We start from the raw sequence: 24,058 nt of genomic DNA on the forward strand, positions 1-24,058 counted from the left end.
ATTTTTGTTTTGTAGTGGCGCTAGACCGAAAGCCTGATCTAGCGCCAAACTGTTTGATTCGACCTTTCATCTCCAACATAGCAATTTTACCTTCTTATTCATGGTCTGAATAAAAGGCAAATAAAGGTATTGGCCGATCGTTTATACTTGGCGTCTAAAATCGATCCGTAATACCTGTCGAGGAAGGCCAGAAACATTGGCGGAGAAAGTGTGAAGACAGCGTGGATCAAACACAATGATGTCGCCAGCGACGCCTGTTAAGGTGACGACTTTCTGCTCAATATCATCCAGTGAACTGCCTTCTTTCATGAGGCGCTGGATGCGTTTATCAGCAGAGTCTTCCTTTACCAGTGCCTGAAACCAAGGGTCTTGTTGAACAAGAGGCTCTAATGCCTGATCCATGGGTAAGAGTTTTACGTCTTTTGGGCTTTCAATGAGTCCGCTATTAACGGATTTAAACGCGTCTATGAGTGCCTCGTTATGGCATGTTCCGAGTGTGTTTGCGAGGGAGGCTATACGGCGATGGGAGCCAGAAACGACGCTTGTTGCGCCCATTTCTGTTCTCACCTCATCGAGAAATACAAAGACAAATAAACTCCAAGGCTTGGCGTCACCCACCACAGCAGGTTCATCGCAGTGCCAAGATTTATGTGGCACATTCCAAGCCGATTCTGAGCCCGGAAAGCTCAATAAAGAATACCAAAGGTCGAGTGGTTGCCAAGATTGAGCGCCGAACACCTGATCAATCGCAGACTGTATATCGCCCTCTATCTCATTTAATTTACCTGAGGCTTTGAGGTCTCGCATAATCGACCCCATTCCGTTTAGGCGCTTTGCACGAGCGTCTCCGATAGGATTGCTTGGGTTGGCAAACCATGTACTGGATTCGTCGATATCAATGCTAAATTTGTGTTTTACTTCTTGCCAAAGAGAGCTTTGCACTTCGACAATTTTTTCCATATTGATGACATTGGAAAGCTTAAGGACACCCTTGTTTTGGAAGTCTTCACGTTTAGATAATGTCATCGAATTGATATCCCTTTCAGTGTTAGTGTCTTAGTGATTTTTATCTTAGACACATAATACCATTAGCCTTTGTTGAAAGAAGTCCTGTCATTAGAAAAAGCACGTTTCACAAAAGCATTAAACCGCTTCGCCTGTTTCAGCTTGAGAGACTATTTCCACTTCTGCCACAGAATCTTTAAACCAAGCTTGCATATCTGGGTGCGCTAGCATGGTTTTGCAGTAGGCGCTGGCGGCGTCTGACAGTGTGATTCCGTAGGTTGAAAAACGAAAGACAACAGGGGCAAAGAAAACGTCTGCCAAACTAAAAGTACCGAATAAGTAGTCGCCATCTTTGATGTGTTTGCTGCGTAAATCGGACCAGAGGGCGTTTAGGTTAGCGACTTCCTTTTGCGCATTATTACTGAGCTCAACTCGACGTTTCGCACGACAATTCATTGGCATTTCATTACGAATACCAAATAATCCAGAGTGCATGTCGGCCACAATAGATCGCGCTACGGCACGGCTATTTTTATCTTCAGGCCAACCTTTACCATCCAAATAGTTTTCATTGATGTATTCGCAAATAGCGAGAGAATCCCACACGCTCAGATCGCTATCCACTAAAACTGGCACTTTACCTACTGGTGAATATTTGGCTAGTTCGCTATGAAACTCCTCACTAAACAGGCTGAGTTTTATTTCTTCAAATGGAATGTTGAAGGCTTTTAATGCCAACCAACCTCGTAACGACCAAGATGAGTAATTCTTATTTCCTATGATCAGTTTCATTATGCAAGGCTCCTTGTTGGTGTCTGGTTCAATGTCTCTTTTTTTATGGCGTTCATTGTTGCAGTTTGTTTTTGTAATAACTAATGAATAATTGGGGTGGCTAATATTTTTTCTGAAAAGATAAGGTCAGTGATCTTTGAATAGTGAAAATCACAGTCATGATTTTGTAAGGCTGGGGGTTGAGTGAAAAGTACTTTGTTATGCTCGCCCATTCGAAGAATGAGGAGCTAAAAATGAGAGCTACTTTACTGATTATTGCCGTCAGCTTGGTATCGTTAACTGGTTGCGAGATAAACCGAGTAGGCGGAAAATTTGCTGGCATTGATATCGAAGCAAAAAGCGATGAAGGCCACAAAGATAAAGACTCTTCTGGTAAATTTTGTCCCCCAGGACAAGCGAAAAAAGGAGGTTGCTAATATCTGGATAGCTTTTTATTTAAGATTAAGAATGATTATTAACTGTAATACTTTCTGAAAACACTTCAAATTTTTACATAAAATTTCTTATTGATGACAGAGTAATTAGGAAAAGTTGTCTATGGTTAGAAGTCACCATGCATCTATGGAGAGGACTCGCATGAACAGAAAAGATGACCGTATACAGCATTTAGTTAGCTTACTCGAAAACTTAGAGAAAGTATCACTTCAGGATATTGCACAAATACCGCTGTCGCAGCAGCATATATTAGCCGAGAAAATTGAAAGCCTACAGGATGAGTTAAAGGCTTTGATGTCGGATGATGGACGTTTAATGCATTAATAGAGAAGGTTAGAGTTTCACTACCTTCTCTATCAGGGTAGGGGTATTTTAAGTTAAAGAAGAATGGAATGTTTTCACTATTTTCGATAATGACTCAACATCTATTGCTTTACAGATTTTATTCTCTGGCTGTTTGAATGTTGGAGTGTCCTCAGCAGCTACCATCGCATTGATCACAGATTCTTCTATTGCTTCCACTGTAGCCATGTAAAAGTCATCAAAAAATTCATCATTTAAGTATTCCATCGATCCTATTGGACCTGATAGTTGCGGTAAGTCTTGTTCGTTGGCGGTGCTAAAGGCAAGAAATATGTCGCCAGAATTGTTGCCACCAGGTGAACCATTTTTACCAATACCTAGCGCTGCTCTTTTGGCAAGACGTTTTAACTGATGAGGCAACATGGGAGCGTCTGTAGCCAGTATGACAATGATGGAACCTTGTTCATGTAAGGCGTGAATGCGGTCTTGGGTCATTAATTTTCCAACCGGTGCGCCAAGTACATTAAACCAAGGGCGAATACCGTGATTCGCTTGAACCAAGGCCGCGACAGTATAAGTTTTATCTCCTATGTTAATGAGCCGAGAAGACGTACCGGTACCACCTTTAAAATCATAGGCGATCATGCCTGTTCCGCCACCCACATTCCCTTCTGCAACGGCACCTGTTTTAGCATTATCCAATGCATCCAAGGCATCCTGTTCTGTTACATGCATAGCGTTGATGTCATTCAGTACGCCATCAAAGGTTTCTGCAACAACAGGCATCGCCCATAAATGATTATTTTGCCAAGTTTCCTTGTATTGCTGAATGGTCCATTTCACTGCGGCGTGATGAGTGATTCCAACAGCATGGGAGTTAGTGATCATAATCGGACCGACGAAATATCCACCATCTTGAATCCAATGAGTCCCCGTCATTTCACCATTGCCATTAAGGGCGTACATGCCAGCCCACACAGGTTTCGGTGTATGGCTCCTTCCTCGTGGCAATATGGCCGTTACTCCGGTTCTAGCTGGCGATATTAAGTCATTATTAATAAGCGTTTTATAACCCACCTGAATACCTGGAACATCGGTAATGGCATTGTTTGGACCCGTTATTCCGGGAAAAGGCAGCCCTAGTGCTCGTGCGCGTAATTTGGACATAATTCGGCCTACTATTCCTTAGTGTGTAGATGTGTTTTTGGATTTGAAGTAAATACCTGCAGAGGCAATGACAACAGAAAAAAGCAGCATTAATGTGGCAATAGCATTGATTTCTGGCTTAATGCCACGGCGAATCATGCCAAGAATAAAGACAGGTAAAGTGGTTGAGTCCACGCCACTAATAAAATAAGTGATTACTAAATCATCCATGGAAATGATAAAGCTGAGTAATGCTCCGCCAATGACACCCGGTAGAATCAAAGGCAAGGTGACCCGACGAAAAGTTTGCCATTCATTTGCGCCTAGGTCGGCCGAAGCGGCTTCTGTCAGAGGATTCATTCCAGCTAATCGCGCACTAACAACAATAAAAACGTAGCTGGTTAAAAAGGTACAGTGACCAATAATGATCGTGCTATTGCCTAGAGTAAAACCTGCACCGACAAAGAAAATGAGTAGTGCGATCCCTAGGACAATATCTGGCATGACCATAGGAACAAACAATAATAAGCGATAAAAAGAGTGCAGTTTAAAGCGATAGCGCGCTAAGGCGACAGCCGTGCTTGTACCAAGAAAAGTGGCGACAAGAGTTGCACTGGAGGCAACGATTAGACTGTTTAATAATGCGTTTAGGAGTTGGTCTGTTGAATCTACGTAGCTAGATGAGTCCGTTAGAGTGGTTTTTAAACCAAAAATACTGCGATACCAATCTAAAGTGAAACCATCCCAAATCATAATGTTGATAGGGTTTGAGTTAAACGAATAGATTACGATTAAAATGACGGGCGCGTAGAGAAAAATAAAAAAGAACACGCTATAAATCGATAATAAGCGGCCTAAAGGCGTTTGCTTTTTCATGATGAACTCCTATAAAGCGGCTTGTTGTTTGGCAGATTTATATAAATAAATCGATAAAATAATCATCATCATGAAGATGATCACCATGGAAAGAGTTGCACCAAAAGGCCAATTTCGAGCATATAAGAATTGTTGCTCAATCATGTTGCCAATCATCAGCACCTTAGCGCCACCAAGTAGATCTGGTACAACAAAGTTTCCTAAACTGGGGATAAACACCAGAATACAGCCAGCGACAATGCCCGGTAGAGTTAAGGGAAAAATGACTTTGCGAAAGGTAATAAAAGGTGTGGCGCCCAAGTCCTCCGATGCTTGAAGTAGACTTTTATCGAGCTTTTCAACACTAGAGTAGATAGGCAAAAACATAAATGGGATGAATATGTAAACCATACCTATGATCACTGCAGTTCCAGAAAACATGAGGTTTAATGGTTCAGAAATGAATCCCGTGAGCTCTAAAAACTGATTGGCAAAGCCGGAGTTCCGTAAGATTAGTACCCAAGCGTAAAGGCGAACAACCATACTGGCGAAAAAGGGTAATGTAATTAAAAAGATACACAGTGCTTTCTTTTTGGGCGATAAGGTTGAAACCCAAAAGGCGACGGGATAACAAATAAATAAAGTGCAGAAGACGGTCGCAACTGCCAGTCCGACAGAGCGTAATAAAATTTCCAAATAGACTGTGTCGAACTCTTCATAAAAACCATCAGCCCAGCCAAATACTCGTCCGTAATTCCAGTGATAAAAATTCCACTCTACACCGCCATATAAACCCGGTTCCAAAAAGCTGTAGGTCAGCATAATTAGCATGGGACCAACAAAAAAAATCAATAAAAATAGGCTTGTTGGTGCCAATAAGGCGAGTAACATAAGTTGCTTTCGGGACGCGCCAAGGATCTTCATATATGCCCCTTAGTCGACTTTTTTTTCGATGGAATGGTGTGCAGGGCATTGACCTGATAATACAGAGTAAGCTCACTTCCATTTACCAGTGGTGTGTTGGTCTTTCTGGTTAGTGCTGAAAACGATTGACCGTTTTGCAGTTCGCCATGCAGCTGATAATCCGTGCCGATAAAGACGGTTTGATTTAGTTTCATGGTTAGCTGAGCTCTTGCTCCTTCGTGATCATTTGGAGTAAGAGATAAATGCTCTGGTCTTAATAGTAGTTTGACCTCTTCCCCGAGCTCCGGCTTTGTATCAAAGCTATGTAACGTTAGACCATTGCAGTCGACTTCAATCTCTGTTTCGGACTTATTAATTACTATGCCCGATAAGATATTGCTCTCGCCTATGAACTTAGCAACGAACTCTGTTTTTGGAGTGTGGTAAATTTCATCTGGGCTACCAACTTGTTCTATTTTTCCCCCATTAAGCACAACGATGCGGTCTGACATAGTGAGTGCTTCTTCTTGGTCGTGGGTGACAAAGATGAAACAAATGCCGAGCTCTGATTGAAGGTTTTTGAGCTCAAGTTGCATTTGCAGTCGTAAGTTTTTGTCTAATGCAGAAAGTGGTTCATCCAGTAGAAGTAATTTGGGACGATTAATGATGGCTCGAGCGAGAGCGACTCGCTGTTGTTGGCCTCCAGATAGCTGTGATGGAAGGCGCTGTTCTATGCCGCTCAATCCCACCATATTAAGGGCTTCCGCGACGCGTTGATTGCGTTCTATTTTATTAACTTTTGCTATGTCCAAGCCATAGCCAACATTGTCACCTACCGTCATATGAGGAAACAGGGCATAGGATTGAAACACAGTATTAACAGGGCGTTTGTGGGCTGGTTGTTGGATAATAGATTGACCATCTAAAAGAATATCCCCGCTGTCTAATTCTTCAAATCCTGCGACTATTTTCAACAGAGTCGTTTTTCCACAGCCTGAAGGACCTAATAAAGTAATAAACTCGCTTTGTGCAATGGACAGACTAATATCATCTAATGCATTGATAATACCGCCTTCTGGTGTGATGAACTGGCGATGGGCATGGCGAATCTTTATATATTCAGGCGAAAGGGGGGACGCTGACATAACAAACCTCAAAGAGAGAAAAAAAGGGCGGGCGAGCCCGCCTAAGTCCTGGGATATTATTACCTTTATGATGTACGAATCTTGGTCCAGACTCGGTCATATAGTTTGATGCCTCGACCAAGCTCTTTGAAAAGTTGTAGCTTAGCTTTTACTTCTGCTGGCGGGTTAATACTTGGGTTGTTACGTAAATAATCGGGCAACAGTTTGACGGCTTCGGTATTCATTGTGCCGTTGGTTTGTTGCTTAGCATTCAGAGCAGCAATGTCGGGTTGGGTAAAGAACTCCATAAACTTTTTGGCATTGGCTTTATTTGGTGCGCTTTTTAGTACACACATATCTTCTTGATACATGGTGGCACCTTCCTTAGGAATGACATAAGCAAGATCATCTGGATTTTGAAAGACATATAACATGGAACCTACGTACCATTGCGCAGCGGCAATGTCTCCAGATTGCACCATGGGGATGCTGTCGTAAGTAAAGGCCGAGATGTTAGGTTTTTGCTTAATAATATAAGTTTGAGCCGCTTTTAGGTCGTCGCGATCTGTGGTGTTGACACTTTTCCCATCCGTAATCAAACCGACACTGATAACTTCTCGCATATCATCCAACATGGCGATATTTTTCCCTTCTTTTGGAAGTGCGAAGAACTCAGCCCAAGAGTTTAGATTGGACACTAGCTTTTTGTTATACAAAATACCAACAGTTCCCCAAGCGTAAGGAAGACAATACTCACCACTGGGATCAGATTCAGCATTGAGAAAGTTCTTGTCGATATTTTTAAAGCCTGAATACTGGTTGATGTTAGTTTTTTCAAGCAGATTCAGCTTTGCCATGATGTCTTGCATATGGACTGAAGGAAATACAATGTCGTAGCCTGTTGCGCCTGCTTGCAGCTTGGCCAGCATTTCTTCATTTGATGAATATGTATCTAGCTTCACCTTGATGCCTGTTGCTTCGGTAAAGCGTGATAACACCTCAGGGTTTATGTATTCCCCCCAATTATAAAGGCTTAGGGTTTCTTCAGCTGAAACCGTATGTGAAAAGCCGAAGGCGGTCATTGCGATGCCTGTCAAAGCGAGTGCTTTTTTTACTTTCCGACTACTTTTTAAAGAAATTGTTTGTTTCATAATGCGGCCTTGTTGATCGTTTCTAAAGGAGTTGTCTTGGTCTGTAAAAGCACCGTCATTTCATTCTAGATGATGGTAATATTCTTTCAATATCATAATATGTTATGTTTGTAACAATTTAAAAATGCTAAAGATATTAATTAATTGGATGAAAATTATGTTTAACGGCTAGGAAACAACCGAATTTTTTGCACCTATTTGGTTTATTTTTGAACAAGATTGCACTAAATCACGGCAAAATATCTTTTGAAATGAGTAAGGCTGGTAGTATGAAGAATACATTCTCATCAAACCCTGAATATATTGCGACAACAACCTCGCAACGAATCCAAGAGTTAATTCCTTTGGTATCGAAGTCTGAAGCGCGAGTGGCACAGTTTATTTTACTTAATTTAGATCAAATAAGTTATGAAACGGGCGCCTCAATTGCTGAAAAAGCGGCCGTTAGTCAAATTACTGTTAGCCGTTTTTTAAAGCGTGCAGGTTATCAGGGGATTTCATCACTCAAAGAAGAGTTGCAGAAAGAATTTATTCCAATTGAAGCCAATGAAAGTCAGCGAATTTCTCAGGATTCATTTTATAAAGATAACTTGAAACAAGAGCTGAAAAGCATGGTTCGTCTTTATGAGCAGTTCGAGACAGAAAATTGGGAGAGCTTAGTGAGTTGTGTGAGTGCGGCAACGCGGGTCTATGTTTCTGGTTTTCAATCAATACGAGGAACCGCAGAAGATTTCACACGACGTTTATCTCTGGCCCGTGATCGGGTGCAATATTTATCTCCCCATGATGGTATGTTAGGTGAGTGGCTTGAAGACAGTCCAAGAGGTCGAAAAGGCTACGATACTTTGATTATTCTTGATGTGGTCCCTTATGCCTCAGAAGGCCGAAAGTTGTGCGAAGTTGCCGCGGAGAAAGGCATTCAAATTGTGATTATCAGTGATGAATTTTGCCATTGGGCAAGTGAATATAATGCTCATATCGTATATTCCAAATCAAAATCGGGCCTATTTTTAGAGTCTACTTGGGGACTGGTTTTAACCACCAATATGTTAATAGATGCGGTTTCTAGGCGAGACGTGAACAGTGATAAGCGAATCAAGCGCTGGCAAGAAATGGCAAAGCGATTTGATCTTTTTTAATTAAAAAAAGACCGGCCTAAGCCGGTCAAACGTTCAGAGAGTGTTGTGTGAGATTATTCCCAAGAACGAAGTAGGTCGTCGTAAGAAACCGTGACACCTTGTGGTTTCTCATTAGCCAATTTCGGTTTTGGTGCGCCAGGTTGAGCCAACCAGTACGCTTCATCACGTGGTTTGTTCATTTTTGGTCCACAGATAGGTTGCACATTGGCGCGCTCTAAACGCTCCATGACTTTATCCTGCGCTGCGGCTAGACCATTAAGCGCTTCTTGTGGTGTTGCTTCTCCGCTTGCTGCTTGAGAAATATACTGCCACCAAAGCTGAGCGAGCTTAGGATAATCTGGTACGTTGATCCCAGTTGGTGACCACTCTTTACGCGCTGGCCCTTTGTAGAATTCAACCAAACCGCCCAATTTAGGCGCTGCAGCGGCCATTTCAGGTGAGTTGATATCGGATTCACGAATCGGTGTTAATCCCACTAATGTTTTCTTCAAAGAAACGGTTTTGGCCGTGGTGAACTGAGCGTACAACCAAGCCGCTAAGCGACGATCTTCTGGTGTGGAGTTCATGAAAGTCCAAGCCCCAACGTCTTGATAGCCTTTCTTCATGCCTTCTTCCCAGTATGGCCCAACAGGAGAGGGAGCCATACGCCATTTTGGCGTGCCATCTTCATTGACAACAGGTAGACCTTTGGCCGTCATGTCAGCGGTGAAAGCGGTGTACCAGAAGATTTGCTGAGCCACGGCACCTTGTGCTGGTACTGGGCCAGATTCAGAGAAGGTCATACCTTGCGCTTCTGGTGGTGCGTACTTACGTAACCAATCCACGTATTTGGTAGTGGCATAAACCGCAGCGGGTCCGTTGGTAGCGCCACCACGGGACACACTTGAGCCAACCGGTGAACAGGCATCCTTGATACGAATACCCCATTCATCCACAGGCAAACCATTTGGAATCCCTTTATCGCCGGCACCGGCCATAGAGAACCAAGCATCAGTGAAGCGCCAACCTAGAGAAGGGTCTTTTTTACCGTAATCCATGTGACCATAAACACGCTCGCCGTCGATATTTTTCACCTTGTCTGTGAAGAATTCAGCGATGTCTTCATAAGCAGACCAGTTAACGGGAACGCCAAGGTCATAGCCATAAATGGATTTGAATTTGGCTTTTAGATCGGGGCGTGCAAACCAGTCAGCACGGAACCAATAAAGGTTGGCAAATTGCTGAGTTGGCAGTTGATAAAGTTTGCCATCTGGCCCTGTAGTGAAATCCAAACCAATAAAGTCAGCCAGATCTAAGGTTGGGGAGGTAAAGTCTTTACCATCGCCTTGCATCATGTCAGAGATTGGCACCACTTTACCGTAACGGAAATGCGTACCGATCAAATCAGAGTCATTGACGTAAGCATCGTAAATATTACGGCCAGACTGCATTTGCGTTTGCAGTTTTTCGACCACATCGCCTTCTTGGATCAGGTCATGATTAACCTTGATACCGGTGATTTCAGTGAAAGCTTTTGCTAACACTTGAGACTCGTATTTGTGAGTCGTTAACGTCTCAGATGCCACGTTGATTTCCATACCACGGAATTTTTTCGCGGCTTCGGTGAACCAGTGCAACTCATCAAGCTGTTGTTGCTTGCTTAGAGTAGAAACGGTGAATTCAGTATCTACCCACTTTTCTGCTGCATCTGAATATGCGTCAGCCCATAACGTGGCTGAATGCATCATGACAGCAAAGGGTAAGGCGGCGAGTGCAATTTTTTTCTTATTGTAGTGCATGTTTTACCTCAACTAAGTTTGGTTTTTCTGTTTAAGTTTTAGGTTTGGCTTCCTTGCCTTCGGTACTAAATAGTCCATCTGTGCTTACTGAGAGCGACGCAGACTAGCCCCAGCGCATTAGGATGATCATCCAAAATGCACACAGGACGGTTGCCACCGCGATGTTCACATCCGTTAACGCAACGAATGCAAGGTGGATAAAAGCACTGCTAAGCAGGCCAATGAACAAGCGATCACCACGTGTTGTCGCCAGCGGCAAAAAGCCACGACGCTCCACGCAAGGTGAGATCAGTTGCCATGTGGTCATGCCGACCAAGATCACGGCAATACCGATAAAAAACAGGGCGGTAGGTAATGTCCAAGACATCCAAGCCATAATAATTCTCCTTACACTCGGCCAAGGGCAAAGCCCTTCGCCACATGGTTACGAACGAAGTAAATGACCAACATCCCCGGTAGGATTGTCAGCACACCAGCCGCGGCCAGTAGTCCCCAATCCATCCCTGATGCCGACACGGTTCGGGTCATAATGGCGGCAATGGGTTTGGCATCGACAGAGGTTAATGTCCGCGCCAATAGCAGCTCTACCCAAGAAAACATAAAGCAGAAGAAGGCCGTCACCCCGATCCCTGAGCGAATCAATGGGATGAAAATGCGCATAAAGAATTTTGGGAATGAATAGCCGTCGATATAAGCGGTTTCGTCAATTTCACGAGGTACCCCGCTCATAAAACCTTCCAAAATCCATACCGCTAATGGCACGTTGAATAAGCAGTGCGCCAAGGCCACGGCAATATGAGTGTCGAACAAGCCCACAGAAGAATAGAGCTGGAAAAACGGCAGTAAGAAAACCGCTGGTGGTGCCATGCGATTAGACAGTAACCAGAAGAACATGTGTTTATCGCCAATAAACTTATAGCGGCTAAAGGCATAAGCCGCTGGCAGAGCCACTACAAGACTGATAACCATGTTCATGGAGACGTAAAGAATGGAGTTCACGTAACCCATGTACCAAGTTGGATCGCCAAATATCTTGGCGTAGTTCGCTAGGGTGAAATTTTCTGGATAGAAGGACAATCCGCTGAGAATTTCAGTATTGGTTTTGAATGACATATTTACTAACCAATAGATTGGCAGCAGCAATAGCACTACATATAAAACCAAGCCAAAGCGTCCGCGTAGGTGAGCGTTACGGGTTTTGCGTTCCGCTTTACTGTAGACCGGAGCCTGTTCTTTTTTAGCGGTGTTGTGGCGTGTCATTGTCGTATTGGATTGCGTCATGATCCGCTCCTATTTGTCTTTTTGCATGTTCATGATGGTGGTGTAGAACACCCAACACACTAGCAAGATGATTAAGAAATACACCAGCGAGAAAGCCGCTGCAGGACCAAGGTCAAACTGACCGATGGCTTGCTGTACCAAGGACTGACTCAAGAAGGTGGTAGAACTACCTGGGCCGCCACCCGTTAGTACAAACGGCTCGGTGTAAATCATGAACGAATCCATAAAGCGCAATAACACACCAATAATCAGTACGTTAGTCAGTTTAGGAAGCTGGATATAGCGGAACACGGCCCAGCGTGACGCTTGGTCGATTCGCGCTGCTTGATAATAAACTTCAGGGATCGCTCGCAGACCGGAGTAGCACAGCAAGGCAACCAAAGGTGTCCAGTGCCACACGTCCATCAAGACCACGGTTAACCAAGCATCGGTAGGATCAGACGCGTAGTTGTAGTCGACACCAATGCTGCTCATGAAGGCTCCGAACAAACCGATGTCCGCACGGCCGAAGATTTGCCAAATGGTGCCTACCACGTTCCATGGAATTAGCAGGGGAATCGCCACCAAGATCAAAGCCAAAGATGCGCCACGGCCTTTGGTTGGCATCATCAAGGCCACGCAAATACCCAATGGCACTTCAATGATCAGAATGGTGAAGGAATAGATGAATTGGCGTAGCAAAGCTTCGTGCAAGCGGCTATCTAGCATCACTTGCTTGAACCATTCTGTGCCAACAAAGTAGCGAGTATAAGGATCAAAAATATCCTGTACTGAATAGTTCACCACCGTCATCAGAGGAATGATGGCAGAGAAAGCTACGATGAGAAAAACAGGCAGAACAAGGAACCACGCCTTATTGTTTTCGACTTTAGTTTGCATGGTCGGTCTCCTTTATTTGATCTTCTGATTTGGCTTGATCGATCACATCAACCAGATATTCGTCCACATAGACTTTGGTCCATTGCTCAGGGAAGCTCACATAGATTTGTCCTGAAGGTACTTTCTGGTCTTCACTTAGGCGCGCTTTCATCACCTGCCCTTGAAATAAGAAGGACAGGATCTTGTAGGTACCAAGGTCTTCCACATAATCCACATCGACTGGGAAAGCGTCGTCATTTTTGCCATCCCACACATGGACAAATTCAGGTCGAATTCCCAAGGTGACCTTGTTGGCACCCATGGCTTTTAAGCGCGTTAACATGGCGTCACTGACGGTAATTTCATGGTCGCCAAACATCAGCGCTTCTTTTTCGTCTTGGCTTTTCAGTTCTGCTTCAAAAAAGTTCATACCTGGACTACCGATAAAGTAACCAACGAAGGTATGAGCTGGGTTTTCGAATAATTCTCGTGGTGTGCCGAACTGGACGATTTGCCCGTTGTACATAACGGCGATCTTATCCGCGAAAGTCGACGCTTCTAGCTGGTCGTGCGTCACATACACCATGGTGATGTTGAATTGTTCATGGATTTGCTTGAGCTTACGACGTAGTTTCCATTTCAACTGCGGGTCGATAACGGTGAGTGGTTCATCAAACAAAATCGCAGACACATCGTCACGAACCAAGCCGCGCCCCATGGATACTTTTTGTTTTTGATCTGCTGATAAACCTTTGGCTTTGCGTTTTAGTTGATCAGACAGTTCTAGAATTTCGGCCACTTCGTAAACTTTTGACTTCACCTTGTATTCCGGCACGCCGATATTGCGTAGTGGGAAAGCCAAGTTATCGAACACCGTCATGGTGTCGTATACCACTGGGAATTGGAAAACCTGTGCGATATTGCGTTCTTCGGGTTTGAGTTCGTTCACGCGTTTGCCATCGAACAAGACTTCCCCATGGGAAGGTTCCAGCAATCCTGAAATGATGTTGAGCAGGGTCGATTTTCCACAGCCAGACGGACCAAGTAAGGCAAATGCACCGCCTTGTTCCCATACGTGGGACATCTCGCGGATGGCGTAATCTTCTGGCTTTGTAGGGTTGTCAGTATAGGTATGCGCTAAGGCATTTAGAGTAATAGAAGCCATGATTATTGATCCCTCATTCTTGCTGGGGAATGCACCATCTTGCCTTGGGCGTCAAAGGCATAAAGCTTGTGCGTTGGAAAGTAGACCTTAATTTCTTGATCTACTTGGTAGGCATGAACGCCAGACAGGTGCAGCACCAAATCAAAATGCGGATTGTGAACATGCAGAAAGGTTTCTGAACCACTGATTTCCGCCAAGTCGACTCGTACTGGTAGTTCTAAATCATCGTCAGAATGAGGCACCAAGCCGATGTGCGAGGCGCGCACACCAAACTGATATTCACCGGGTGTTAAGCGGCGTAGATCACTGTTTAAACGAAAATGTACTGTGTCATCAAAGGTGACTTCTTCTTCGCTGACGCGGCCTGGCACCACGTTGATGGGGGGTTCAGAGAACATTTCCGCAGTGATGATGTCTTTGGGCTGATGGTAAACCTCAGCGGTTGGCCCCATTTGCAGTAAACGCCCTTCGTTCAACACGGCTGTGTTGCCACCCAAGGCTAAGGCTTCGTTAGGTTCGGTAGTGGCATAAATGGCGATGCAGTTACGGGCTTTGAACAAGGCGCGCAATTCTTGGCGCAGCTCTTCGCGTAATTTGTAATCGAGGTTAACCAGTGGCTCATCGAATAAGATGATTTGCGAGTCTTTCACCAAGGCTCGCGCCATGGCTGTACGTTGTTGTTGACCACCAGACAATTGCAATGGCAAACGATCAAGAAAGGGATCGATACGCAGCATGGCGGCGGTTTCACGTACACGGCGGTCGATTTCTGTTTCATCCATCTTGGCCAAACGCAGTGGTGAGGCGATGTTTTCGTACACCGTGAGGTTGGGGTAGTTGATGAACTGTTGGTACACCATAGAAATGTTGCGTTCGCGAACAGGAACACCTGTTACGTCCACCCCATTCATAAGGATTTTGCCTTTAGTTGGTCTATCAAGACCGGCCATGAGGCGCATAAGCGTGGTTTTACCGGACAGTGTGCGGCCAAGCAAAACGTTGAAAGAGCCAGGTTCGAGCGACAAATTGACATTGTCGATCCACGTCTCGCCTTCAACAACGCGCGATACATTCTGCAGCGTCAGAGACATTGTAAGTACCTTTTTGTTGTTATTGTTTTTAGTGCCAATTCGTTTTAGCTTCTGGAAAGCTCAAAAATGAATGCACAGTAATCTTGTCTGTATGCGCTAAGTACTTACAAAAGCCATGCCAAAATTATTTTTATGTTTTTTATCAATGTTAACGTTTTGAAAAATAAAGATTTTATCGGTTTTTATTAGTATTTTTTATGATTTTCACTTTCGAAAAAGTACTGTTCACGAGTGTTCAAAGTGTTTACAGTCTTGCAAATACAGTGAACATTTCATGCACACTCTAGGGCTTTTTCCAGTGTGTTGGAGTTGGAAATGCAAGACGAAGAAGAGCAAAAACAACAAAAAAATGAGGCGGTTGCAGAGCCTGGTTTGACGCAAACTCACAAAGAGCGAATCCAAGCTTCTTGGTATCGCTGCGAGCAATTTGGTTTGGATCACAGCAGCCGCCCGGATTTTGCCACCCTGCCAAAGGGCACCTTGAATGATTTAATTGATCAACATCGAAGCTTGCTCGAAACCACTGAAAATGAAGTGCTGCCGTACTATGAAAATATCCTGAGCAATTCGGCGTGCATGATTGTTTTAGCAGACAGACAAGGTCATGTCCTCAACACATGGGGACAGCCTCGTTTTGGCAGTGCATCGCAACATGGCTTAGTCGGTGGAAACCAGTGGACTGAAATGGGCGTTGGTACGAATGCCATTGGTACGGCGTTGATTACAGGAGAGGCTATTCAGGTTGGGCGAGATGAGCATTTTTTACGTGCCAATCGCTTTATGGTCGGCTCGGCTTCGCCTATCTACAACACCAAGAACGATTTGGTTGGCGTGCTAGACATTTCCTCAGACGCTTATCTTCCACAAGATCATACTTTTGGCATGGTCAAACTGATGTCTTTGAGTGTGGAGAATCGACTGATATTTTCCGCTTTTCAACAAGAGCATTTTATTCTCAGTTTTAATACCAATGTGGTCAGTTTGGACAGTCATTGGTCGGGTATTTTGGTGCTCGATGAAAACGGCACGATTGTGTCGGCGAATCGTCGTGCAGAAGTGGTATTGGCACAGGATTTAGCCTTACTCAATATCAATCAAATCTTTGATATTGAAATGCGTGAAATTAAGCATCATCCCTATAGTTTGCCGATGAAGTTGATCGCCATGGGACGGTATCAATTTTATGTCAAAGTGATTCCTCCTGTGCAGCAAATAATGCGTATTCCTGATTTTCGTCAGCGTGCGGATTATGTTGCTCCTCCGCAAGCAGAAACTATTGTTATGAATGAAAAAAGTCCTCCAGTCGAAAAGGTGAAAAGACAGGAAAACGTGCCAACATCAGCCATTCCCGATAACGTTATTCCTCTAGCCGAGTTACAGCATGGTGACGAGCGAGTGGCGCGATTAGTGCGCCAAGCCCATAAGATAATGGAGAAAGACATTCCAATCTTGATTCATGGCGAAACCGGGGCGGGAAAGGAGATTTTTGTGCGTAGTTTGCACTACCATAGTTCTCGTTCAAAAGAGATGTTGGTGGCGGTAAATTGTGCGGCCATTCCAGCTGAGCTGGTAGAGTCTGAACTTTTTGGTTATGAAAAAGGGGCTTTTACTGGAGCACAAAATCGTGGCTCCATTGGCCTGATTCGTCGGGCCCATCATGGTACGTTATTTCTTGATGAAATTGGTGAAATGCCAATGGCGGTACAGTCCCGTTTGTTACGTGTTTTGCAAGAACGAGTGGTGACGCCGCTGGGCTCAACCGAAGCGTTTCCTGTTGATATTAAGCTTATTTCCGCCACCAATCGCACCTTAAAAGACGAAGTGAAAGAAGGGCGATTTCGCCAAGATTTGTACTACCGAATTTCAGGTTTGAACATCGAATTACCCGCTTTGCGTGAACGTGCAGACAAAGCAGAACTGATCAAATACCTTCATGAGCGTTTACGCAAAGAAGAGCCGGGACCAGCCTTGTCAAACACTATGCTGGATTTGTTGGTGGCTCACCCTTGGCCGGGAAATATGCGGCAATTGGTTCATGTGCTGAAGGTCGGTATGGCCATGGCTGATGAGGAAGAGTTGGAAGAGTGGCATTTACCTGATGATTTTTTTGATGATCTTGAAACAATGGTGCAAACCAATGATTCAGTGAAAGTGGATTCATCGAGCGAGCAAGAAGAGCCGTTAGAGCAGCGGATTCCGCGATTATTAAACGAATTCAAAGGCAATGTGTCGCAAACAGCGAAAACCGCCGGTGTTAGTCGAAATACAGTTTATAAATACGCTAAACTAAAAGGGGAAAATCAAGACTGACCGCTCATTCGAGTGGATGGCAATTAAACTCTATTAAGGGCGTTGATATTCATGTTATTGAAAAGTGCGTTAGCCATAGTTTTTGGGTGTGTCTTATCTGCTTGTAGTACTTTGTCCGAATCGTCTCATGTCAGTATGCCTTTGTTACACGGCTGGCATGAGGGGAAAGAAGTTCGTTATATTACGACGGATGTGTCTGATCAGGCCCTAGCAAAAGCCAAACAAGCCAATTATGCACCTCGCTTGCGCGATGCTGTCCCTCGCTATCCAAAACCGCCACAAGTCAAAACAGTATTAGAACGCGTCTATGCGTTTCCCAATAAAGAGCAAACTTGGAGCGTGTTTGCTTCTGTTCCAGAGCCATTAGGTTATGAGAGTCAAAACACTCATTACTCACCACTTTGGTTGATGTATGTTGTCGTTTGGAAAGATCCAAGCAAGGCAACAGAGTTGACCTCTGAAGAAGCGATTCTTACAGCGGAAGATCAGGGCTTGGTCACCATCGAAAGAACCAATATCGTGCTTAATTGCCCAGTAATTCCTTTTGCTAAAAAGAAATAAAAAAAGCGGCGCATAGCTCACATAAAATGCATTTTGGCGGTTTGGTTTTTTGCGGAGTTTAAAATAGCTGAGATCGATTTTGAATAGCAGAGGTTGAGGTGTTTTTCTATTATTAAGAAGATAAAAAAGCACTACTTATTTATAAGTAGTGCTTTTAATAAGCTTTTAATTAAAGCGCGTCTTCTACAGTATCTTGTAGTGCTTTAGCGCGGTCTTCAATTTGGTTTTCTGCATTGGCAATTGGTGAATGGTTTAATGTCAAAACACCATTGCTGTAAGAAGAATATTTATTAGCATTGCTGATGTCGCCAACGTTCTGAATAACTACTTTCTTCAGGTCGTCTTGGATGGCTTCTTGAGAAAAGCTGTCCGCACACATTTTGCTAAAGGCAATAATCATTGGCTCAAAGTAAATTTGAGTCCAAGTTTGGTTGTATAGGTGAGAGTAGTTGTCAACAGAGATACTATCCCAGTCAATTTCAATCTCAAATTCAAATTTAGCTGCGTCAAACACTTTCTTTTTAAGTGCCTCAAGATTGTTTTCTTGAAAATCTCTAGCCGCTTTTTTCTCTTTAAGTCCCATGATCAATCCTTATTTTTGAGTTGAAAAGTACAAGTTAAAAAATTGAAAAATTAGAATGCGTCATTTATTCCATTTTCAATTTTTGTTTGAAGATCAGCGGGTAGCTCTTCTTCAAAATTGAATCTAACCAAAATAGTGGTATTTGTTTTTCTAAAACGAATGCCATCTCTTGCTTCATTTTTAATATGAAAATCAGTTATTTGGCTAAGGTACTCTTTGCTGAAGTCATCACTGGCGACGTCCATTAGTGTGTCGCCTAGAGCTTCAAGAATGGCTTTAATTTTGTCGACGTTGGCTGGCTCCACTTCATCGACCGTGAAGTTGAAATCAAGTGAGTGTGTTTTTTGGAGGGTCGACTTAAGCAGTGTTAAACAGTCTTCAATAGTGTCTGCTTTAAATACGGACACTTGTTTTATGGGCTCTTGACCTAGTAGGAAATGTTCATGTTTTGCAAAGTCATAAATGGCAATGTTTACAATGCTGTCCGTATCAATAAAAGAGATTTCATGTTCTTTGTCTGTGAGCAAAACAATTTTAAGCTCTGGATCAAATTTAACAAAAAAGCCGGAGTAACGATTATTGTATCTATCAGCGATTGTTATATGGAATTCTGTGTCATAGTCAGATTTACTTTGTTGAAATCTTTCTAATAACTGTATAGGGGAGGATAAAACGATATTGTTAATATAGCTCTTCATAAGTATCCATGTTCCTTGGAAAGGTTTAAGCATTTTTTAAATGCAATGAGCGATAAAAAATATAAACGTAATTTGAAATTGCTTGACGGAATTCTACATTTCACACTTTGATAAAACAACACTTGAAATATGCATGAAAACAGCAATTTCGGTTGCTTTTTTGTATAGATAAAGTGTACAGAGGCACAGTTTGAAAGTATGAAAATTGAGAGTTAGATTCTATTTAACAAGGCTAATAGTATTAGCCTTGTTGTCTTGTTAGTGTTGAATAAATTAGATATTTGAGACGACTTTTAATATATCAAGAAACGCATCCACAGATTCCACAGCAACAGATTCATGCATTGTATGGTAACCAATGGTTGGGATTTGAATCGTTGTGCCATCTACTAAGCCATTTGATGCGGCGATAATGCGACCTAGCTCGGTACTACCTAGCGAGCTAGGTGGCAAACCTTGCTCAGCACGTTTTGAATTTTCGTTCTCTACATAACGATTCTTGTATAAATAACGGACGTTGTTTTTCTCGCACAGTTCTTCCAGAAGCTTAGTACTGTCTTTGTTGAAAGTCGCGTTCGCGTCTTTTTCTCTAAGTATTAGAAGTTGTTCATTAGCGGCATCAATATTTGGAAATGGGCTGGTGTCGACCACAAATAGGCGGTTGGTCGAGCCACCAAAGCGACGGAACCATTCAAGCAAATAACGCCAACTTTTTCCGGCCTCTTCTTGGGCGGTAAAAAAAGCAGTGCCTTTGAAGCCCTGATCAAAAAGATTAACCAATGCCGCGGCTGAAATGACATTATCCAATTGCCCTTCTAAGCGGTTATTGACGATACGTAATTGGTCTTTAAAGGCAATGGGAGTTCCAGCCACAACGCCTTCTAAACCTTCGGTTTCGAAAATTAAGTTATTACGAAATTCACAAACGTAAGAGCTTTTAATGGTTCCTTTGCCACGGTAGACGCCAGACCAAGGCTCGTAAGCGTAGATCTCCTCATGGTTGAATCGCTCGGTTACCTTGGTCATCAATTCTTCCGAAACCGAATTGTTCAATAAGTCCGTACGGTTTGCCGAAACAAAGGCCGCGTATTGAAATTCATTTGGACCAGTGCAGACTAATCCGTGACGATCAATATGAGCTGAAAACATGGTGCTAAATGGATCGCTACCTTGAGCTACCAGCAAACCTTCGTACCAAGTAACTTTTGCTCCTCTTTCTTCTAATTCACGCTGTAATACACGGAAAAATGAATGTTCTGCTCCTACTACGCTAGGCGCGCGAATAAGCAGTTTGAGCAGATCGATAAAGTCATCACTTGGCATGTAACTAGATTCCAAAAAAAGATAGATCGGGACCTTGTTTATAAACGTTAATGTGTGATTCACATAATGTTTTTTTATTTATTTTGATGGAGTTAAAGACTTTGGTGGGCAAGCATAAAATCGATTACAAAACTGAGCTGAAATTTGATGGGGGGTCGTAGTCTGTTTGAGTAACTAGATAATGACCACATGATTTGTGCTGCTTGTATTACATATCGTTGAACTCTAAATATCGCTAAGTTATTTGATTGTGTTGCAAATTTGGGGTCGTGCTCTTGGTAAACTTCAGCTACGCTTTAAGACAAGTTCAATGTTGATTTTTAAGGAAGAAGCAAATGCTATTTGGTAACAACAAACTATTGTCCAGAATTACTGAACTAGAAAAGGAGCTTGCTTCTTTTAAAGAGACACAAGCCGACCTTAGGCAAGAAATGTTGTATTTTTCGATGACTCCAGAGGGAAAAATATTAGAGGCCAATACGCTCTTTATTAAGTCTGTTGGCTTTGAGCTCACAGAGTTAGTGGGAACAAATATCAAAGATCTGATACTCGGCAAGTCATTAGAAAAAGATCATTGCAAGAAAATGTTGTCCGCTATTGAGAACAAAAAACACTGGCATGGGGCTTTGCAAGTTGAAGAGAAACATGGCAAAGAAGTCTGGTACCGAGCGACAATTCAGCCTAAAAAACTCTCTGATGGATCTGTTCAGCTAGAAGTTTACGCCGCGGAGTTAACCAGAACGATTTCTCAGTCTAGAGAGGTCGAAGATATGCTAGCGGCATTGAATCGTTCGTCAGCGGTCATTGAGTTTAATTTGGACGGAATTATCTTAAAGGCTAACGATAATTTTTTGAAAGAGATGGGCTACTCAAGAGATCAAATTATTGGAAAGCATCATAGTATGTTTTGTGATGCAAAAGAGACTGAATCAGAGGAATATCAACAATTTTGGCAGAGATTGCGCGCAGGAGAATTTGTTTCTGATCGATTCAAACGGATTGATAGTCGAGGGCAAGATGTGTGGCTAGAAGCCTCCTATAACCCGATTAATGATGAAAGTGGTCAACTCTATAAAGTCGTGAAGTTTGCTACCGTGATTACTGAACAAATGAATCGTGAGTTTGCTATTTCAGAAACCTCTAAGGTGGCTTATGACGTTTCTAAAAAAAGTGATCAGGATGCGATCCATGGTAAAGAAGTCATCGATTCTACGATTCAAACGATGAATGAGTTGTCCGCCCAAATGAGCGAAGCCAGCAAAGGTATATTTGAGTTAAATACTCAGTCTATGACCGTGGCCAATTTGGTTGAAAGTATCAGAGGGATTGCTGATCAAACGAACTTACTGGCACTTAACGCGGCAATAGAAGCGGCCCGAGCTGGGGAGCAAGGTCGGGGTTTTGCTGTGGTGGCGGATGAGGTTCGTCAGCTTGCTTCCCGTACCAGTACGGCGACAGAAGAAATCATCAATGTGGTGGGGGATAATAAAAAATTGACCGAGCAAGCGGTTGCGCTCATTGAGCAAAGCATGCAGAAAGCTCAGCAAGCATTGGATTATTCTACTGAGGCTGGCCAGGCGATGAATAATATTCAGACTGGTGCAAAACAGGTCGTGGATGCTGTCAGTCAATTTAACGATAATTTGTGATAGTTAGTTAAACATGCCATCCAGATAAATCCCTCTGACTTTTTCTTGTCAGAGGGATTTTTGTTTTCTAGGTGGGTGAAATTGTTAGAACAATGCCATCTGATCACCTTCTTTTGGTGGAACCGAAAAGTGGCGACAATCCAAATAGCTCAAGCGATGATTATCTAACCCGTGTTTGCGTCGTGCGACGTGAAAGCGTTGATTGATTAAGTCCGCGAAGATGCCTTCCCCCGTCATACGCTTGCCAAATCGACTGTCGTAGAGTTTGCCACCGCGCATATCCATAATACGCTGCAAAACATGCTCTGCTCGATCTGGGTAATGCTGTTGTAACCAATCGGCAAACAGCGGTGCCACCTCGTGAGGTAAGCGCAACATAATATAATTGACGGATTGTGCGCCAACCTCAGCACAGGCAGCAACGATCTCTTCAAGCTCATTATCATTAATAAAAGGGATTACCGGCGCGACCAGAACCGACACCGGAATGCCTGCTTCTCGTAAGGTTTTAATCACCTGTAAACGTGTTTTTTGAGTAAAAAAGTAGGGTTATTATTTGTTAATTTAGGAAATGATTTGATCCAAAGTATGTGTTCCAAAAAAACGTACATGGATAATATATTTATAAGGAGTTCATTAAATGTATAGCACACTGCAAAAGCATGTTAGCCAGTTTATAATGGCCGGAATATTCACTCTTGCGGGCGAATTAGCATATGCTGAGAGCGACTATGCTCCATTCAATTTTCCAGAGATATCTAAAGAGGCTAACAGTCCAATAATACTTGGGCCTGCGGGCGAGACTTTCGATTTTATTCGCACGAGCAAGGAGACTTGTGGAAAATATTTGTTTGCTAAGTTGGTTGTACCTCCTCATGTAGGCCCTCCTCCACATGTTCACCATTGGACGGATGAATGGTTTTATGCTCCAAATGGTGGTTTTGTAATGTTTATGGGGCAGAATCTCTATCCTGATCTTAAACTTGCATCAGGAGAGGGGCACCAAAAGATATTCTTAATATAATGAAAATGCGCCCTAAAGAGCTATTCTATGGAAAACGATACATCGTTCATGGATTTGCTAATGTCTCCCTAGTTGGACAATTACGTACAATAGTTGGTCTTGTTTAATTGCCATGTAAGCATCTTGAGTTTATCATTCTTGATTTGGATGAATTCGTATCCTAATATACTAGATATGATTAATTCAACGATAAAGCATTGCAGCAAGGCTGGCGAGCGTGGTCGCCCAAGAGAATTTGATATTGATACGGCTTTAGATCGTGCAATACTGTATTTCAGAGAGCATGGTTACAACGGCGTATCAATTTCAGATCTTTCAAAGGCCTTACAACTGTCGGCTGGTAGTATATACAAAGCGTTCTTTAGTAAGCATGCTTTGTTTTCTGCAGCTTTGGATCGTTACATGATGCTTCGGGGACAAAGAATCTCGGAAATTATTGGAAGTAATTCTTCTGGCCGAGAGAAACTTCGAAGTCTCTTGGTCTTTTATGCAGAATCATCTCATGCTTCTGAAGGAAAGTATGGGTGTTTAGTTGTCCTTAGTGCTGTTGAATTATCATGTACTGATGAATCGATTGCATCTAAGGTGACAGCAGCACTCAATGGTAACGAAAGTCGTCTTGTGAGAATTATCCAGGAAGGTCAGGTTGACGGTTCAATAGTTCAGACGATTGATCCAGAGGTAACAGCCAAACTCATGTTGGCGTTGGTTCAGGGGATGCGTGTCCTTGGAAAAATAGGGCAGGAACGTGAAGCTATGATGGCTGTGATAAATACTGCGATGAAAATACTCGATTAAGGCTACTGGTACCCAGAGTTGACGTCAGCTCTGGGTATATTTTAAACTATTTTGGAAATGATATAATCCAATATTAACTGGTTGAT

25 protein-coding genes are annotated in these 24,058 nt (G+C 43.1%); 8 read left to right on the top strand and 17 right to left on the bottom strand.

Going from position 1 to position 24,058, the window contains the following annotated elements; genetic code table 11:
* Positions 1-141: 141 nt before the first annotated feature.
* Positions 142-1,026, bottom strand: a complete 885-nt coding sequence (locus C0J08_RS01450; RefSeq protein ID WP_212654371.1) for a phytanoyl-CoA dioxygenase family protein — start codon at positions 1,024-1,026, stop codon at positions 142-144.
* Between the two features lie 117 nt (positions 1,027-1,143).
* Complete coding sequence (locus C0J08_RS01455; protein WP_212654372.1) at positions 1,144-1,797, bottom strand: glutathione S-transferase family protein; 654 nt, start codon at positions 1,795-1,797, stop codon at positions 1,144-1,146.
* Between the two features lie 233 nt (positions 1,798-2,030).
* Here C0J08_RS01455 and C0J08_RS01460 point away from each other — a divergent pair, with 233 nt between their 5' ends.
* Positions 2,031-2,213, top strand: a complete 183-nt coding sequence (locus tag C0J08_RS01460) for a hypothetical protein (RefSeq protein WP_212654373.1) — start codon at positions 2,031-2,033, stop codon at positions 2,211-2,213.
* Positions 2,214-2,373: 160 nt separating this feature from the next.
* Complete coding sequence (locus C0J08_RS01465) at positions 2,374-2,556, top strand: hypothetical protein (RefSeq protein ID WP_212654374.1); 183 nt, start codon at positions 2,374-2,376, stop codon at positions 2,554-2,556.
* A 48-nt stretch (positions 2,557-2,604) separates the two neighbouring features.
* Here the strand turns inward: C0J08_RS01465 and C0J08_RS01470 are convergent, their stop codons facing one another.
* From C0J08_RS01470 to C0J08_RS01490, 5 genes are all read right to left on the bottom strand, one after another.
* Positions 2,605-3,702 (bottom strand): DmpA family aminopeptidase, encoded by a 1,098-nt coding sequence (locus tag C0J08_RS01470; protein ID WP_212654375.1) that lies wholly within the window; start codon positions 3,700-3,702, stop codon positions 2,605-2,607.
* Positions 3,703-3,720: 18 nt separating this feature from the next.
* Positions 3,721-4,557: an ABC transporter permease gene (locus tag C0J08_RS01475; protein ID WP_212654376.1), complete on the bottom strand. Its 837-nt coding sequence runs from the start codon at positions 4,555-4,557 to the stop codon at positions 3,721-3,723.
* Between the two features lie 9 nt (positions 4,558-4,566).
* The gene (locus C0J08_RS01480) at positions 4,567-5,460 is read right to left on the bottom strand and encodes an ABC transporter permease (protein WP_212654377.1); all 894 of its coding nucleotides are present in this window, start codon (positions 5,458-5,460) and stop codon (positions 4,567-4,569) included.
* A complete protein-coding gene (locus C0J08_RS01485) occupies positions 5,457-6,584 on the bottom strand; it encodes an ABC transporter ATP-binding protein (protein WP_212654378.1) in 1,128 nt (375 codons plus the stop codon). Before C0J08_RS01485 ends, C0J08_RS01480 begins: the two co-directional genes overlap by 4 nt.
* Positions 6,585-6,649: 65 nt before the next feature.
* Positions 6,650-7,714 carry a polyamine ABC transporter substrate-binding protein gene (locus tag C0J08_RS01490; RefSeq protein ID WP_212654379.1) on the bottom strand — a complete coding sequence of 355 codons (1,065 nt, stop codon included), beginning with the start codon at positions 7,712-7,714 and terminating at the stop codon, positions 6,650-6,652.
* A 269-nt stretch (positions 7,715-7,983) separates the two neighbouring features.
* On the opposite strand from C0J08_RS01490, the gene C0J08_RS01495 reads away from it, so the two are divergent.
* Positions 7,984-8,853, top strand: a complete 870-nt coding sequence (locus C0J08_RS01495) for a MurR/RpiR family transcriptional regulator (protein WP_212654380.1) — start codon at positions 7,984-7,986, stop codon at positions 8,851-8,853.
* Between the two features lie 53 nt (positions 8,854-8,906).
* On the opposite strand, the gene C0J08_RS01500 is transcribed toward C0J08_RS01495, so the two are convergent.
* The 6 genes from C0J08_RS01500 to C0J08_RS01525 form a co-directional block, all read right to left on the bottom strand.
* Positions 8,907-10,631, bottom strand: a complete 1,725-nt coding sequence (locus C0J08_RS01500) for an ABC transporter substrate-binding protein (protein ID WP_011978208.1) — start codon at positions 10,629-10,631, stop codon at positions 8,907-8,909.
* Between the two features lie 103 nt (positions 10,632-10,734).
* Positions 10,735-11,007 (bottom strand): DUF2160 domain-containing protein, encoded by a 273-nt coding sequence (locus C0J08_RS01505; RefSeq protein WP_011978209.1) that lies wholly within the window; start codon positions 11,005-11,007, stop codon positions 10,735-10,737.
* A gap of 11 nt (positions 11,008-11,018) precedes the next feature.
* The gene (locus tag C0J08_RS01510) at positions 11,019-11,912 is read right to left on the bottom strand and encodes a carbohydrate ABC transporter permease (RefSeq protein ID WP_011978210.1); all 894 of its coding nucleotides are present in this window, start codon (positions 11,910-11,912) and stop codon (positions 11,019-11,021) included.
* 9 nt (positions 11,913-11,921) lie between these two features.
* Positions 11,922-12,791 carry a carbohydrate ABC transporter permease gene (locus tag C0J08_RS01515; RefSeq protein WP_011978211.1) on the bottom strand — a complete coding sequence of 290 codons (870 nt, stop codon included), beginning with the start codon at positions 12,789-12,791 and terminating at the stop codon, positions 11,922-11,924.
* Complete coding sequence (locus tag C0J08_RS01520; protein ID WP_212654381.1) at positions 12,781-13,935, bottom strand: ABC transporter ATP-binding protein; 1,155 nt, start codon at positions 13,933-13,935, stop codon at positions 12,781-12,783. Before C0J08_RS01520 ends, C0J08_RS01515 begins: the two co-directional genes overlap by 11 nt.
* Before the next feature lie 2 nt (positions 13,936-13,937).
* Positions 13,938-15,026: an ABC transporter ATP-binding protein gene (locus tag C0J08_RS01525; protein WP_212654382.1), complete on the bottom strand. Its 1,089-nt coding sequence runs from the start codon at positions 15,024-15,026 to the stop codon at positions 13,938-13,940.
* A gap of 315 nt (positions 15,027-15,341) precedes the next feature.
* Here C0J08_RS01525 and C0J08_RS01530 point away from each other — a divergent pair, with 315 nt between their 5' ends.
* Complete coding sequence (locus C0J08_RS01530) at positions 15,342-17,336, top strand: sigma-54-dependent Fis family transcriptional regulator (protein WP_212654383.1); 1,995 nt, start codon at positions 15,342-15,344, stop codon at positions 17,334-17,336.
* 51 nt (positions 17,337-17,387) lie between these two features.
* Complete coding sequence (locus C0J08_RS01535) at positions 17,388-17,897, top strand: DUF7482 domain-containing protein (protein ID WP_212654384.1); 510 nt, start codon at positions 17,388-17,390, stop codon at positions 17,895-17,897.
* A 169-nt stretch (positions 17,898-18,066) separates the two neighbouring features.
* On the opposite strand, the gene C0J08_RS01540 is transcribed toward C0J08_RS01535, so the two are convergent.
* The 3 genes from C0J08_RS01540 to C0J08_RS01550 all read right to left on the bottom strand — a co-directional run bounded on the left by C0J08_RS01540 (position 18,067) and on the right by C0J08_RS01550 (position 20,501).
* Positions 18,067-18,480, bottom strand: a complete 414-nt coding sequence (locus C0J08_RS01540; RefSeq protein WP_011978218.1) for a hypothetical protein — start codon at positions 18,478-18,480, stop codon at positions 18,067-18,069.
* Between the two features lie 50 nt (positions 18,481-18,530).
* Positions 18,531-19,178, bottom strand: a complete 648-nt coding sequence (locus C0J08_RS01545; protein WP_212654385.1) for a hypothetical protein — start codon at positions 19,176-19,178, stop codon at positions 18,531-18,533.
* A gap of 273 nt (positions 19,179-19,451) precedes the next feature.
* Positions 19,452-20,501 carry a peptidase M42 gene (locus C0J08_RS01550; RefSeq protein ID WP_212654386.1) on the bottom strand — a complete coding sequence of 350 codons (1,050 nt, stop codon included), beginning with the start codon at positions 20,499-20,501 and terminating at the stop codon, positions 19,452-19,454.
* A 335-nt stretch (positions 20,502-20,836) separates the two neighbouring features.
* Here C0J08_RS01550 and C0J08_RS01555 point away from each other — a divergent pair, with 335 nt between their 5' ends.
* Positions 20,837-22,150: a methyl-accepting chemotaxis protein gene (locus tag C0J08_RS01555; RefSeq protein WP_212654387.1), complete on the top strand. Its 1,314-nt coding sequence runs from the start codon at positions 20,837-20,839 to the stop codon at positions 22,148-22,150.
* An 84-nt stretch (positions 22,151-22,234) separates the two neighbouring features.
* Here the strand turns inward: C0J08_RS01555 and C0J08_RS01560 are convergent, their stop codons facing one another.
* Complete coding sequence (locus C0J08_RS01560; protein WP_249344469.1) at positions 22,235-22,666, bottom strand: radical SAM family protein; 432 nt, start codon at positions 22,664-22,666, stop codon at positions 22,235-22,237.
* 124 nt (positions 22,667-22,790) lie between these two features.
* Here C0J08_RS01560 and C0J08_RS01565 point away from each other — a divergent pair, with 124 nt between their 5' ends.
* Together C0J08_RS01565 and C0J08_RS01570 are read left to right on the top strand one after the other, a co-directional pair.
* Positions 22,791-23,174 carry a cupin domain-containing protein gene (locus C0J08_RS01565; RefSeq protein WP_212654388.1) on the top strand — a complete coding sequence of 128 codons (384 nt, stop codon included), beginning with the start codon at positions 22,791-22,793 and terminating at the stop codon, positions 23,172-23,174.
* A 174-nt stretch (positions 23,175-23,348) separates the two neighbouring features.
* Positions 23,349-23,972 carry a TetR/AcrR family transcriptional regulator gene (locus tag C0J08_RS01570; protein ID WP_212654389.1) on the top strand — a complete coding sequence of 208 codons (624 nt, stop codon included), beginning with the start codon at positions 23,349-23,351 and terminating at the stop codon, positions 23,970-23,972.
* The last annotated feature ends 86 nt before the right edge of the window (positions 23,973-24,058 follow it).

It is taken from the genome of Marinomonas sp. CT5, assembly GCF_018336975.1.
GTDB lineage: Bacteria > Pseudomonadota > Gammaproteobacteria > Pseudomonadales > Marinomonadaceae > Marinomonas.

Excerpts from the sequence above, each read along its gene's own strand:
- C0J08_RS01450 (WP_212654371.1), bottom strand. The coding sequence starts at position 1,026 with ATGACATTATCTAAACGTGAAGACTTCCAAAACAAGGGTGTCCTTAAG.
- C0J08_RS01455 (WP_212654372.1), bottom strand. The coding sequence starts at position 1,797 with ATGAAACTGATCATAGGAAATAAGAATTACTCATCTTGGTCGTTACGA.
- C0J08_RS01460 (WP_212654373.1), top strand. The coding sequence starts at position 2,031 with ATGAGAGCTACTTTACTGATTATTGCCGTCAGCTTGGTATCGTTAACT.
- C0J08_RS01465 (WP_212654374.1), top strand. The coding sequence starts at position 2,374 with ATGAACAGAAAAGATGACCGTATACAGCATTTAGTTAGCTTACTCGAA.
- C0J08_RS01470 (WP_212654375.1), bottom strand. The coding sequence starts at position 3,702 with ATGTCCAAATTACGCGCACGAGCACTAGGGCTGCCTTTTCCCGGAATA.
- C0J08_RS01475 (WP_212654376.1), bottom strand. The coding sequence starts at position 4,557 with ATGAAAAAGCAAACGCCTTTAGGCCGCTTATTATCGATTTATAGCGTG.
- C0J08_RS01480 (WP_212654377.1), bottom strand. The coding sequence starts at position 5,460 with ATGAAGATCCTTGGCGCGTCCCGAAAGCAACTTATGTTACTCGCCTTA.
- C0J08_RS01485 (WP_212654378.1), bottom strand. The coding sequence starts at position 6,584 with ATGTCAGCGTCCCCCCTTTCGCCTGAATATATAAAGATTCGCCATGCC.
- C0J08_RS01490 (WP_212654379.1), bottom strand. The coding sequence starts at position 7,714 with ATGAAACAAACAATTTCTTTAAAAAGTAGTCGGAAAGTAAAAAAAGCA.
- C0J08_RS01495 (WP_212654380.1), top strand. The coding sequence starts at position 7,984 with ATGAAGAATACATTCTCATCAAACCCTGAATATATTGCGACAACAACC.
- C0J08_RS01500 (WP_011978208.1), bottom strand. The coding sequence starts at position 10,631 with ATGCACTACAATAAGAAAAAAATTGCACTCGCCGCCTTACCCTTTGCT.
- C0J08_RS01505 (WP_011978209.1), bottom strand. The coding sequence starts at position 11,007 with ATGGCTTGGATGTCTTGGACATTACCTACCGCCCTGTTTTTTATCGGT.
- C0J08_RS01510 (WP_011978210.1), bottom strand. The coding sequence starts at position 11,912 with ATGACGCAATCCAATACGACAATGACACGCCACAACACCGCTAAAAAA.
- C0J08_RS01515 (WP_011978211.1), bottom strand. The coding sequence starts at position 12,791 with ATGCAAACTAAAGTCGAAAACAATAAGGCGTGGTTCCTTGTTCTGCCT.
- C0J08_RS01520 (WP_212654381.1), bottom strand. The coding sequence starts at position 13,935 with ATGGCTTCTATTACTCTAAATGCCTTAGCGCATACCTATACTGACAAC.
- C0J08_RS01525 (WP_212654382.1), bottom strand. The coding sequence starts at position 15,026 with ATGTCTCTGACGCTGCAGAATGTATCGCGCGTTGTTGAAGGCGAGACG.
- C0J08_RS01530 (WP_212654383.1), top strand. The coding sequence starts at position 15,342 with ATGCAAGACGAAGAAGAGCAAAAACAACAAAAAAATGAGGCGGTTGCA.
- C0J08_RS01535 (WP_212654384.1), top strand. The coding sequence starts at position 17,388 with ATGTTATTGAAAAGTGCGTTAGCCATAGTTTTTGGGTGTGTCTTATCT.
- C0J08_RS01540 (WP_011978218.1), bottom strand. The coding sequence starts at position 18,480 with ATGGGACTTAAAGAGAAAAAAGCGGCTAGAGATTTTCAAGAAAACAAT.
- C0J08_RS01545 (WP_212654385.1), bottom strand. The coding sequence starts at position 19,178 with ATGAAGAGCTATATTAACAATATCGTTTTATCCTCCCCTATACAGTTA.
- C0J08_RS01550 (WP_212654386.1), bottom strand. The coding sequence starts at position 20,501 with ATGCCAAGTGATGACTTTATCGATCTGCTCAAACTGCTTATTCGCGCG.
- C0J08_RS01555 (WP_212654387.1), top strand. The coding sequence starts at position 20,837 with ATGCTATTTGGTAACAACAAACTATTGTCCAGAATTACTGAACTAGAA.
- C0J08_RS01565 (WP_212654388.1), top strand. The coding sequence starts at position 22,791 with ATGTATAGCACACTGCAAAAGCATGTTAGCCAGTTTATAATGGCCGGA.
- C0J08_RS01570 (WP_212654389.1), top strand. The coding sequence starts at position 23,349 with ATGATTAATTCAACGATAAAGCATTGCAGCAAGGCTGGCGAGCGTGGT.